Source organism: Salinicola sp. MH3R3-1, assembly GCF_001937155.1.
Lineage (GTDB): Bacteria > Pseudomonadota > Gammaproteobacteria > Pseudomonadales > Halomonadaceae > Salinicola > Salinicola halophyticus.
The window spans coordinates 122,313-134,427 of sequence record NZ_MSDP01000018.1; the positions used below are offsets into that span (position 1 = coordinate 122,313).

A 12,115-nucleotide genomic window follows, 5' to 3' on the forward strand; every position below is an offset into this window, starting at 1 on the left:
TCTGCGTGCCGTGCGCCTTACGCTTCATCTCGTTCGCCTATTTATTCAGCGCTTCCTTCCTTAGCGCTGGGCCTTGTCCGCTCGCCCGGTCGTGCCTTCCGATTCGCCTCCTGTCTGCGAGCTCGTCATGCTGCAACCCGTTTCCCGCCAGAGTGATCTGACCCTCGAGTCCAAACAGACGCCGCCACGTCCGGCGGATGTCAGCACCTTCGCCCCATTGGGAGTGCCCGCGTTCCGGATGATCTGGATCGCCAACCTGTTCGCCAACCTCGGCGTGTGGGCACAGTCGGTGGCGGCGGCCTGGGTAGTGACGTCCAACGACGGCGGCGCGGTGGCGGTGGCGATGATCCAGGTCGCGGCAGCGCTGCCGCTGGTGCTGATGTCGATCGTCACCGGGGTGATCGCCGACAACTACGATCGCCGCAAGGTGATGCTGTTCGGCCTGGGTATCGAGGTGCTGGGCGGCGTGTTCGTTACCCTGATCGCGTTTCTGAATCTCCTGTCGCCGACCTTGCTGATCGTCTCGATCCTCTGCGTCTCGATCGGTGGCGCGATTACCACGCCGGCCTGGCAGGCCGCGGTCAACGAGCAGGTGCCGCGCAATCTGGTCTCGAGCGCCGTGCTGCTCAACAGCGTCAACTACAACGCCGCCCGCGCCATCGGCCCTGCCATCGGCGGGTTGCTGCTAGCGGCAGTGGGGCCGTCGTGGATCTTCCTGCTCAACGTGTTCTGTTTCTGCGGGCTGATCGCGGCACTGTGGCGCTGGAAGCGTGCCGTGCTGCCCAAATCCCTGCCCCCGGAGCGCATCTGGGAAGGCGTCAAGGCGGCGCTGCATTTCGTGCAGTACTCCAGCGTCACCCGGCTGGTGATGATGCGATCGTTCATCTTCGGCATCTCCGCCAGCGCACTCTGGGCGCTGCTGCCGTTACTGGCCCACCAGCACCCCAGCGGCAGCGCCTCGCTTTATGGCTACATGCTCGGCGGCCTGGGTATCGGGGCGATCGCCGGCAGCACGCTGGTCAACCGGGCTCGCCAGCGGGTCGGCAGCAGCCGACTGATCAGCTTCGCCGCGATGACGCTGGGCGTGGTGATGCTGGCACTCGGCGGCCTCGACACCCTGTGGGTGCTGTTCCCGGCGCTCATCGTCGGCGGCAGCTGCTGGATCGCCGCTGTGGCCTCTTACAACTCCTCGGTCCAGATACTGGTGCCGGACTGGGTCAAGGCTCGCGCCCTGGCGCTGTATCAGACCGCGCTCTACGGCGGCCTCACGCTGGGCTCGCTGCTGTGGGGGCAGCTGGCCGAAGGGTTGGGTGTACAGATGGCGTTGATGCTGGCCGGCGCACTGCTGATCGTCTCGGCGCTATTGCTGCTCCCTTCCAAGCTCCCGGAGCTGGATGCCAACGACCTGGTCGAGGCGCCCGAAGCGCACACCAGCAGGCCCGACTTCGACTTCAATCCTGCGCGCGGGTCGGTGATGGTGACGGTCGAATACCGCATCGACAGCGAACATCTGCGTGAATTCGCCCGCGCCGTGCGTCCGCTACGAAAACTGCGGCTGCGCAACGGCGCCAAACGCTGGTCGCTCTACCGCGACACCGTCGATCGCGATCTGTGGCAGGAGGTCTTTCTGGTCCCCAACTGGCTGCAGCATCTGCGCATGCTCGACCGGCTGACGCTGGCCGACCGCGCCATTATCGATCGGGTCACGGCGCTCCACAGCGGTCCGGCAGCGCCACATCTACGTTATGGCGTCAGCTATCGTTCGTCGCGGTATGCCCAGCCGGCATTGACGCCGAACCAGACCCAACCACCCGCCGAGTCTTCGGCTGATTCCGCTTTGTCCGACACGTCCACACCCGATACGACCGCTCCCTGGCCCCAGGAGAGAACATGATCCAGGAGACGAAAAGCCCCCGCGATACCCTGCTCGAGGTATTCGGCTTTCCCGCCTTTCGCGGTAGCCAGGAAGCCGTGATCGAAAGCGTCATCGGCGGGCGCTCGACGGCGGCGATCTTCGCCACCGGCGCCGGCAAGTCGCTCTGCTATCAACTGCCGGCGCTGCATTTGCCCCATCTCACGCTGGTGGTCTCGCCGCTGCTGGCGCTTATGCAGGACCAGCTGGCGTTCCTCCAGCGTCACGGCGTGGCGGCCGCGAGCCTCGACTCGACCCAGGATCGGGATACCGCCCGCGCGATCATGGACCGCGCCCGCAGTGGCGAGCTGAAGATTCTGATGGTCTCGGTGGAGCGACTGAAGAACGAGCGCTTTCGTCATTTCCTGCGCCAGATCGCCATCTCGCTGCTGGTGATCGACGAAGCGCACTGTATTTCCGAGTGGGGCCACAATTTCCGCCCGGACTATCTCAAGCTGCCGGATTACCAGCGCGAATTCGGCATCCCCCAGGCGCTGCTGCTGACCGCTACCGCGACACCGTCGGTGATTGACGACATGCGCGCCAAGTTCGACATCGCCTTGGATGACGTCATCGTCACCGGCTTCTATCGGAGCAACCTGGAACTGCTGGTCCATCCGGTGGAAACCGAAATCCGCCTGCCGGCGCTGGTCGAATGGCTATTGCCACGACAGGCGCCAACATCGGAACCGGGATCGCAAGCGCCGACCATCATCTACGTCACCCTCCAGCAGACCGCCGAATCGGTGGCCGCGGCGTTGGCGAAGCAGGGTTTCTCGGTGCGCGCCTATCATGCCGGGCTCGATAGCGAGACCCGAGACCAGATCCAGCGCGGTTTCATGAGCGGCGAGATCCCCTGCATCGTCGCCACCATCGCCTTCGGCATGGGCATCGATAAGGGCGATATCCGCAACGTCATTCATTACGACCTGCCTAAGTCGATCGAGAACTACAGCCAGGAGATCGGTCGCGCCGGACGCGACGGCGACCCCTCGCGCTGCCTGATGCTGGCCGGCCGCGACGGCCTGCGGGTGCTGGAAAATTTCGTCTACGGCGACACGCCAGAGCGCGAGGGCATTCGCCACGTGCTGAGCGAAATTGCCGATGCCGGCCGCCAGGCGGAGCGCCAGTGGCCAGTGCTGCTCAACACGCTTTCCCGCGACAGCAACGTTCGTCTGCTGCCGTTGAAGACGCTGTTGGTCCGGCTCGAGATGCACGGGGTGATCGCGCCGCGGTTTGCCTATCTGGCAGAGTACCGGCTGCGCTATCTCGAAGAGCCAGCCAACTTGATCGCCCGATTCCAGGGCGAACGCGCCGACTTCGTGCGCCTGCTGGTGGACAACATCGCTATGGCAAAAACCTGGGGCACGGTGGATTTCGAACGTCTCTACCAAGCCGGCGTCGATGCTCAGATCGATGCCTCGCGCTCGCGGGTGATCACCGCGCTCGAGTACTTTCAGGACAAGGGCTGGGTGGTGCTGGAAGGCAAGCGCATGACCGACGTCTACGAGGTGCGCCAATCGGAGATCGACGTCGACGCCCTGACCGACCGTCTGCTCGACGAGTGCCACGCCAGAGAAGCCTCGGAGATCGAACGGCTACAAGCCATGCTGGCGCTGTTCGAATCGGACACCTGTCTGGCCCGTCGCCTCGGCGATTACTTCGGTGACGATTCATTCCAGGCCGACGATCCCATCGCTCACGACGGCGCCGGCCAGCCCGTTCAGACTGCCCGAAGCCGCAGTCAGGCCGCCCGAGGCTGCGGCCAGCCTGTTCGAGCCGCCCGAGACTGCGGCCATTGCTCGGTCTGCCAGGGTCACGTCGCTCGTTTGCCCGCAGCGCCGGCACTCCCGGAATTGACCCGCGACGATTTCGAACGCCACGCCCGACCGCTGATCCAGCGCCATCAGGAACAGCTCGGCTCGGTGCCCGGCGCGCAGCGCGTCGCCCACTTTCTGTGTGGGCTCGCCATGCCGATCTTCACGCCACTCAAGGCGCGCCAGCTGAAGGGTTTCGGCGTCTACGACCAGCGCCCCTACCCCGACGTTCGCGCCTGGGTCAAGCGCCAGATGGCCGCTGCGGGATGAAACGCCACTGACGGTAGCGGCGTGAACGTCAGCTCCGAAATCGAATCACCGACCTTGTCGATCTCGTGATTCTCGAATACTGTATATAAAGCCAGTTTTCGAGGCGCACCACAGGATCACTGCATGGAACTGATCGACAAGCTTTCCATCCTCGCCGATGCCGCCAAATACGACGCTTCATGCGCCAGCAGCGGCGCGCCGAAGCGCTCGTCCCGCGGCAAGGCGGGGCTCGGGTCCTCTGACGGCATGGGGATTTGCCACAGTTTCACGCCGGACGGGCGCTGCGTCTCCCTGCTCAAGGTGCTGCTGACCAACTTCTGTCTGTTCGACTGCCAGTACTGCGTCAATCGGCGATCGAGCAACGTGCCTCGAGCGCGCTTCACGCCGGAGGAAGTCGTTCGCTTGACGCTATCGTTCTATCGCCGCAATACCATCAGCGGACTGTTCCTGAGCTCCGGCATCATTCGCTCCAGCGACTACACCATGGAGCAGATGATTCAGGTGGCCAGGTCACTCCGGGAGACGCATCAATTCCGCGGCTACATCCATCTCAAGGCGATCCCGGAGGCGGACCCCAAGCTGCTCGAGGAAGCCGGCCGTTACGCCGACCGGCTGAGTGCGAACATCGAACTGCCGACGTTGACCAGCCTGAAGACGCTGGCGCCGGAGAAAGAGCTGGGTACCATTCATTCCGCCATGGGCCACATGCGCCAGCGAATCGATGCCGCCAACGACGACGCCCGTCAGGATGCCCGCCATCCGGTTCGCAGCAACAATCCCAAACGACAGGCGCCGCGCTATGCGCCCGGCGGTCAGAGTACGCAGATGATCGTCGGCGCGGACGCCACCGATGACCGTACGATTCTGCAATCCGCGCAGCATCTCTATCGGGATTTTCGTCTCAAGCGCGTCTACTACTCGGCGTTCAGCCCGATTCCCGAGCGCCCGGCCGGATTACCCCAGGCCGCCCCACCGCTGCTGCGGGAACATCGACTGTATCAGGCCGATTTCCTGATCCGCAGTTACGGTTTTCAGGCCGAAGAGCTGCTGAATGCGCCGGGCAATCTGGATCTGGAGATCGACCCCAAACTGGCCTGGGCGCTGGCCCACCGCAACGACTTCCCGGTCGATCTCAATCGCGCCGAACCGGCGATGATCGCCCGCGTCCCCGGAATCGGCCTGCGCAGCGTGCAGCGGCTGGTCGATCTGCGCCGACTGCGGCGCATCCGCTATCAGGATCTGGTCGCACTGCGCTGCCGGCTCGACACCATGCGTCCGTTCGTCGTCACCCAGGACTACCGCCCCGCCGACGCCAACCTGGAAAGCTCCCGCCTGCGCCAAAGCCTGACCGCACCCCAGCCTGCCCAGATGACGTTGTGGTAGATCCGTGCACCGCAAGCACGCGAGCCATCAGCCGGAGCTTTCGCCATGAATCCTGATTCATCGTTAATGGCGCCACGTATCGCTCACGCTCGCGATTTCGACGAGTGGCGCGAACGGGCGCGTCGACTGTTGATGGCTGGCGTGCCGCCCTCGAACGTGATCTGGCGGGACGGCGATGACAGCCACGACGACCTGTTCTCTTCACCGGCGGCATCGGCAAAACCGCCCTCCTCTCGGGAACCGTCTTCGACATCGATCCGAATCGGGCGCGAGCAATTGGCGCTACTGCGCAACGCCGCTCGCTATCGATCGCGCGGGGGCGAGCAGACACGTTGGCCGTTGCTGTATCGGGTTCTGTGGCGATGGGTCCAGGGCGATGCGGCGGCGACTCACCCCGCCGACGCGGACGGCCGCGTTCTGCATCAGCGCTGGCATGCGGTGAAGCGGGAAGCGCACCATATGCACGCCTTTCTGCGATTCCATCGGCGCGATGACGCGCTGGGTGAACGCTACGTCGCCTGGTTCGAGCCCGCGCATGACGTGCTCGACCTGGGCGCAGAACATTTCGCCGACCGCATGGGCGGCTCGCCCTGGATGATTGCCACGCCGGAAGGCGGCGTGCACTGGGACGGTTCGACGCTCGATTACCGCTTTCCCTGCCCCGCCGCCTGGACGACCGAGGCGCGGACAGCCGCCGAGCGCGCCAATGCCGACGAGGACCATGCGCTCTGGCGAACCTATTTCGTCAGCACCTTCAATCCGGCCCGGCTCAACCACAAGGTGATGACCCAACACATGCCGCAGCGCTTCTGGCGTCATCTCAGCGAAGGGGATCTGATTCCCGCGATGGAAGCCAGGGCCCGCCATGGCGGTCAGCGTCTGGCCCAGGAGAGCAGCGTGGGCCAGCGCAAGGGCAAGGCGCTACCGCCCGGCAGGCTCCCATGCCACAGGACGCCGCCGGCCAGCAACGACTAGCCACTCGCTGTGCCATCCTTCACGGCGTATCGATTCTTGCCACCGCATCCCGGCTGGCCAGCGCCCGCTCGTTGCCGGTCAGTTCGCGCAGCTGGCCGTCTCGCATTTCCAGCAGCCTATCGGCGTGGGCGAAATAGTGGTCGTCATGGCTGATCGCGAAGACCGTGATGCCGAGCTCGCGAAAGCGCGGCATCAGCTCGCGATAGAAAGCGCGACGGAACTGCGGGTCCTGATCCGCGGCCCACTCGTCCAGCAGCAGAATCTGACGCTGCTCGACCAGTGCCATCAGCAGTGCCAGACGCTTGCGCTGGCCCTGGGAAAGCTCGGTATCGAGCACCTTGCCCTCGTCGAGTTGCAGCTTTCTGGCCAGTTCCAGCGTCTGCAGCCAGTTGTCCAGCAGCGCGGGATCGGCCGCGCCCCCGCGTGGGCCCATCAGCCGATCGAACTGATGAAAATCGGTATAGACCGCCGAGAACCGTTGACGGTAACGGTGCCAGTCCGACTCGCCGACGATCTCGTCGTCGATGCGGATCTCGCCCGCGTGGGGTCGATAGAGTCCGGTCAGAAGCTTGGCCAGGGTCGACTTGCCGCTGCCGTTACCGCCGATCAGGTAGACCTGCTCGCCGCGCTCGAGGCGCAGGTTGAGCGGCCCAACCGAAAATCCTTCGCGCCCCGCTTTGGCCGGATAGCGATAGGTGATGTCGCGCATTTCCAGCGACTGCCACTCGCTGTGGGTCTCGACCAGATCGAAATCGGCGCGGTATTCGGCCAGTGACAGTTCCCGCAGCTTGTCGAACGAGACCTGAGCGGTGATCAGCGTGGGCGTCGCGCCCACCGCCTGGATCAGCGGCGAGCGTAGAAACAGCAGTGTCAGCGAGAACGTCGCCGCCACCGCCGTATTCGACCAGCCCAGGCCGTTGGCGAGGAAAAACACCACGCCGATGGCGCCCAACATCATGATGTTGGTCCAGTTGCCCGCGCTAAGGTGGTAAGTGTCGGCGCGGATGATGTGATCGCGATAGGTTCGCGCGTCGGCCTCGTAGACCTCTTCCAGCAGGTGCCGGGCGCGATCGCGATTGAGCGCCAGCTCCTTGCGTCCGTGGAGGATCGTCTCGTAGTCCTGGTAGAGCCGGCTATCGGTGGCGCGGGTAATGCGAATGTGGTGGTAGACCTTCGACACCAGCCACCAGCCGATCAGCATGGTCACGGCGATCCAGACCGCCGTGACCATCAGCAGCGGTGGCGAGAGCCAGAGTAAATAAGCCACGGAAGCCAGCGTGATCACGACGCCCTGGACCAGTTCCGGCAGACGCACGAAGGCGATGGTGACGTTGCGAATATCGCTGGAAAGACACGACAGCAGATGCGCGCTGCCGAGCTGCTCGAGACGTTCGATATCGGTGTCGAGAATGCGCTTGATCAACCGACCGCGCAGTTGATAGACGAAGTGATGGCCCAGAGTCGTCAGCGCCAGCTGAGAGCCCAGCGTCACAGCCAGCAGCAGCGCGACCAATGCGATGAACGGCACCAGTGCGGCCATCGCGGAGCCGTCGGTCACAATCAGGTAGTGATTGATGAAGGCGATGACGCCGATCCCCAGCGCCGCGCTCAACAGACTGAGCAGCATGACGCCGATGAACGGCCAGCGATAATGACGAAAGACGACGCGCAGTAGTTCCATTCGGATTCCGTAGCCGGCGATTGAGCTCGCTAGTGGCGGCGCCAAGCCTCTCCTGACGCGATCTGTCGTGGCGGCGGAGAGGTCAGAAGTGCGTGCCAAGCATCGAGCATGAGGGGCAGTGCCGAGTGATCGACGGCCGACCGCAGGCGCGAATGATTCTGATCTTCACTGACGAAGTCAAGTCACGCGGGAGCCCGTCTACCGGTCAAGAGCCGCGGCTGAATGCCGTTTCTGATTATCCCCGGCCACTCACTCGTCGCTATCGGCAAACATCATCTGGATTCGCGAGCGCAGCCAGCGCTCGGCGGGGTCGTTATCGTAGACGCTCTGCCACACCATGCTCAGCGGCGACGGCGCCCGCTCCAGCGGCATCTCGTCTACCCGTAGCCCGCCCTGGGAAGCCAGAACGTCGGCGGCATAGTCCGGCACGGTGGCGACCATGTCGGTATCCCGCAGCAGCGAGGCGAGACTGTTGAACTGCGGGACGGCAAGCACGATCCGCCGCTTGCGGCCTTGCTCGGCCAGCAGTTCATCGACGTAGCCGTCGAGGTTGCCGTCGAAGGACACCAGCGCATGCGGCCGCTCGCAGTACTCGTCCAGCGTCAATGCCCCGGGGCGGCTGTCCGCCCGCAATATCATGCCGCGACTGTGACGCAGGATCTTCTGCTTGGCGTTGGCCGGCAGCTCCCGCGCGTAGCCGGCGGCCACGGTGACCTCGCCGGTATTGAGCAACTGCGGCATCAAGTGGAAATCGGCGCGTCGCACGACCAGCACGATACCCGGCGCTTCGGTGCGCAGCCGCTTGAGCAGCGCCGGCAGCAAGGCAAACTCGATGTCGTCGGTGAGCCCGACCCGAAACACGGCTTCGCTGGTCGCCGGATCGAAGTCGCTGGTCCGGCTGAGCACGTTGGAGATGGCATCGAGTGCGGGTTGCAGCTGTTCGTAGATCTGCTGCGCGCGCGCGGTGGGAACCATCTGGCGCCCGGTACGCACCATCAGTGGATCGCCGAAGACGTCCCTGAGTCGCGCCAATGCCGCGCTGGTAGCCGGCTGACCGATGAATAGCCTCTCCGCGGCACGCGACACGCTGCGTTCCTGCATCAAGGTCTCGAACACGACCAGCAGTTTGAAATCCACTCCACGCAGGTCACTGCGATTCATGCTTGCCCTCCCTTCGGCGAGTGGCAACCTCCCACTCGCCCCTTCCTGAATCTGGCGACCGCACTTGTGCTTTCAGTCGTCGTATCGATCAGGGTTATAACCACTATCGATCCCCGAGCATAGTGTTTACCGGCCATCGTCGATAGAGTCGATGGCAAGACCTGGATACATTGAGGTGCACAATGTCACGTACGATACAATTTCAGCGATTCGGCGATGCCGACGTACTGGAGATCATTGAGCGCGACAATCCGCAACCCGCCGCCGGAGAAGTACTGGTTGCGGCAGAGGCGCTCGGTATCAACTGGTACGACATCATGTGGCGCCGCAACATGGCCCCGACCGAAGCCAGACTGCCGGCCGCTTCGGGAACTGAAATGGCCGGCACAGTGATCGCCGTTGGCCCGGGAGTGACCGCCTTTTCACCGGGCGACCGGGTTGCCTCGATTCCGGCGTTCGACCCCAATCACTACGGCGCGCATGCCGAGCGCGTTCTGCTGCCGGTCGAGGCGCTCATCGCCTATCCGACCTGCCTGACGCCCGCCGAAGCCAGCGTCCATTATGTCTCGTCATTGATCAGCTGGCTCGGATTTCGCGAGGTCGCCGATCTCCGCCCCGGCGAAACGGTCCTGATCACGGGTGCCTGCCATATCGGCGGTCCGTACGCCGTGCAGATCGCTCGGGCACTGGGCGCCCGTGTCATCGCGGCGACGCCCCACGAGTCGGCAGTCGACTATTTGAAGTCGCTGGGTGCCGCCGCCGTCATTCATACCGAAAGTCAGGATCTGGTCTCCCGGATCGGCAAGCTGACCGATCATCATGGCGTCGATGTCGTGCTCGATGCCCTTGGCGGTCCGCAGATGAATCTGCTTGGCGACGTGCTGGCCACTCGCGGCCGGCTGATCCTCTACGGGCTGATGGGTGGCAACCAGACCACTTTCCCGGCTCAGGCGGCGTTTCGCAAGAACATCCAGTTCCATGTCCATTGTCTCTCCAACTTCAGTGGCAAGCCCGAACTGGGAATACCCCAGAATCGCGAGGCGCTGGATCGCGCCGTCGCCGACGTCGGGCGGATGACACGCGCCGGAGAACTCAAGCCCCAGATCGACTACCGTTTCCCGTTCGAAGAGATCGCCGAGGCGCATCGCTATCTGGAGACCTGCGCCAACCACCATGGTCGAATCGTGGTCGAGATGACCTGATGGCCGGACGCTGACGGATCGAACGGATCGAACGGATCGATAATCGAGCATTGCCAGCCGGTTGATGGATTGACGACAATACCGCTTCCCGCGGTTGCCGCTCACTATTCCATCGCCCTTGGGTTCAAGGACTCGCAATGCTTGCTCAACTGTTCGCGGTCATGGCTCCAGTGCTGGTCGGGGCAAGCATCGGATTCGGGTGGATCCGACTAGGATTCAGCTACCCCACCGAATTCGTCACCAAACTGGTGTTCAACATCGGTACCCCGGCGCTGGTGCTGGCTTCTCTGGCCAACGCCGAGGTCGACCCCGATATCTTCGGACGCACGCTCGCCACCACGTTTCTGGTGCTCGCCGGCATGGCGCTGGCGAGCTTCGGCGTTGCCAGACTGCTAGGCAAGCCCTGGCAAGTCATCATCTCGCCGATGATGTATCCCAACGCCGGCAACATGGGGCTTCCCGTGTCGCTCTACGCGTTTGGCCATATCGGCTTCACCTACGCCATGACGGCCTGGGTCGCCAACGCCCTGATTCAGTTCACCGTCGGCATGATGATGGCCACGCGCGGCAATCCCTGGAAGGCGCTGGTACGCAATCCCACGCTGTACAGTATCGCCATCGCGTTGACGCTGCTGCTGTCCGGCATTCACCTGCCGATGTGGCTCGGCAACACCGTGCATCTGCTGTCCGGCCTGACGATTCCGTTGATGCTGATCACGCTCGGCGTATCGCTGGCGAGCATGCAGGCGCGCAATCTCTCTTCTGGCTTCCTGTTCACGCTGTGTCGCGTGCCCATCGCCCTGGGCCTCTCCTTCGGCATCGCTTACTGGCTCGGGTTGCCGCCAGTGGCGGCCAGCGCAGTGGCACTTCAGATGAGCATGCCGGTCGCCGTCTACAACTATCTCTTCGCCCAACGCTCCCGCCGCGAACCCGAATATGTGGCGAGCCTGGTCTTCTGCTCGACGTTACTGGCCTTCATCTACCTGCCGCTGGAACTGGCCTTCATGCTGTAGCGGCTCGTCATGGCCGCTTGCAAAAGCCGAGCGAACAACTACATTACAAAGTGTAATCTTTGGAAATTCATGAGATTACAGAGAGTTGTACGCAAAAGCCGCAAGGCAAGGAGATTTCGATGCAAAACCTGTCATGGAAGCAGACACTCGGCGTGGTCACGCTGGCAGCCAGCAGCGTAATGATGTCCCAGGCCGCTATGGCTCAGGACGATCAGGATTCGCAGAGCCGCCAAGGTCTCTACTCCGCCGATGAACTGATGGATGCAGATGTCTATCTCTCCGGTCAGAAAGACGACGATGTCGGTGATGTCGAAGACATCCTGCTCGGCGAAGACATGAGCGTTCAGGCGCTGGTCGTCGAAGCCGGTGGCGTCCTCGACATGGGCGACAAGGATTTCGTGGTCAAGAAAGGTGACTTCACGGTCGAAACCCAGCATAACGACGACCTCGACGATATCGAATATCGTGTCGTGGTCAACATGGACAAGGACGAGCTGAAGCAGCAGCCCAAGTACGACAATGACTGGTGGAATCAGGCCAGGAAGCAGGCTGCCGACGCATGGGAAAACACCAAGCAGGGTGCATCCAGCGCTTGGCACGACACCAAGTCTGCCACGTCCAATCTGCTGGACGATGCCAGCGACGCGATCGATAACAACTGATCACGTAGCACATTGAAATAGTGGCATAAAAAAACCGCC

The 12,115-nt window shown here is 63.2% G+C and carries 9 protein-coding genes; 7 read left to right on the forward strand and 2 right to left on the reverse strand.

Going from position 1 to position 12,115, the window contains the following annotated elements:
- The first annotated feature begins 127 nt into the window (after window positions 1-127).
- The 4 genes from BTW08_RS11810 to BTW08_RS11825 all read left to right on the forward strand — a co-directional run bounded on the left by BTW08_RS11810 (window position 128) and on the right by BTW08_RS11825 (window position 6,357).
- Window positions 128-1,894 (forward strand): MFS transporter, encoded by a 1,767-nt coding sequence (locus tag BTW08_RS11810; RefSeq protein ID WP_075562718.1) that lies wholly within the window; start codon window positions 128-130, stop codon window positions 1,892-1,894.
- Complete coding sequence (locus tag BTW08_RS11815; RefSeq protein ID WP_075562719.1) at window positions 1,891-3,999, forward strand: RecQ family ATP-dependent DNA helicase; 2,109 nt, start codon at window positions 1,891-1,893, stop codon at window positions 3,997-3,999. The genes BTW08_RS11810 and BTW08_RS11815 overlap by 4 nt, the downstream gene beginning before the upstream one ends.
- Before the next feature lie 123 nt (window positions 4,000-4,122).
- Window positions 4,123-5,382, forward strand: a complete 1,260-nt coding sequence (locus BTW08_RS11820; RefSeq protein WP_075562720.1) for a putative DNA modification/repair radical SAM protein — start codon at window positions 4,123-4,125, stop codon at window positions 5,380-5,382.
- 45 nt (window positions 5,383-5,427) lie between these two features.
- Window positions 5,428-6,357 (forward strand): TIGR03915 family putative DNA repair protein, encoded by a 930-nt coding sequence (locus tag BTW08_RS11825; protein WP_210403244.1) that lies wholly within the window; start codon window positions 5,428-5,430, stop codon window positions 6,355-6,357.
- Window positions 6,358-6,376: 19 nt separating this feature from the next.
- On the opposite strand, the gene BTW08_RS11830 is transcribed toward BTW08_RS11825, so the two are convergent.
- Both BTW08_RS11830 and BTW08_RS11835 read right to left on the reverse strand, forming a co-directional pair.
- Window positions 6,377-8,038 carry a multidrug ABC transporter permease/ATP-binding protein gene (locus BTW08_RS11830; RefSeq protein ID WP_075562722.1) on the reverse strand — a complete coding sequence of 554 codons (1,662 nt, stop codon included), beginning with the start codon at window positions 8,036-8,038 and terminating at the stop codon, window positions 6,377-6,379.
- A 249-nt stretch (window positions 8,039-8,287) separates the two neighbouring features.
- Window positions 8,288-9,199 carry a LysR family transcriptional regulator gene (locus BTW08_RS11835; RefSeq protein ID WP_075562723.1) on the reverse strand — a complete coding sequence of 304 codons (912 nt, stop codon included), beginning with the start codon at window positions 9,197-9,199 and terminating at the stop codon, window positions 8,288-8,290.
- 182 nt (window positions 9,200-9,381) lie between these two features.
- Between BTW08_RS11835 and BTW08_RS11840 the strand changes: the two genes are divergently transcribed.
- The 3 genes from BTW08_RS11840 to BTW08_RS11850 all read left to right on the forward strand — a co-directional run bounded on the left by BTW08_RS11840 (window position 9,382) and on the right by BTW08_RS11850 (window position 12,076).
- Window positions 9,382-10,401, forward strand: a complete 1,020-nt coding sequence (locus tag BTW08_RS11840) for a zinc-dependent alcohol dehydrogenase family protein (protein ID WP_075562724.1) — start codon at window positions 9,382-9,384, stop codon at window positions 10,399-10,401.
- A 137-nt stretch (window positions 10,402-10,538) separates the two neighbouring features.
- On the forward strand, window positions 10,539-11,414 hold the full coding sequence (locus BTW08_RS11845) for an AEC family transporter (RefSeq protein ID WP_075562725.1): 876 nt from the start codon (window positions 10,539-10,541) through the stop codon (window positions 11,412-11,414).
- A gap of 119 nt (window positions 11,415-11,533) precedes the next feature.
- The gene (locus BTW08_RS11850; RefSeq protein WP_075562726.1) at window positions 11,534-12,076 is read left to right on the forward strand and encodes a hypothetical protein; all 543 of its coding nucleotides are present in this window, start codon (window positions 11,534-11,536) and stop codon (window positions 12,074-12,076) included.
- The last annotated feature ends 39 nt before the right edge of the window (window positions 12,077-12,115 follow it).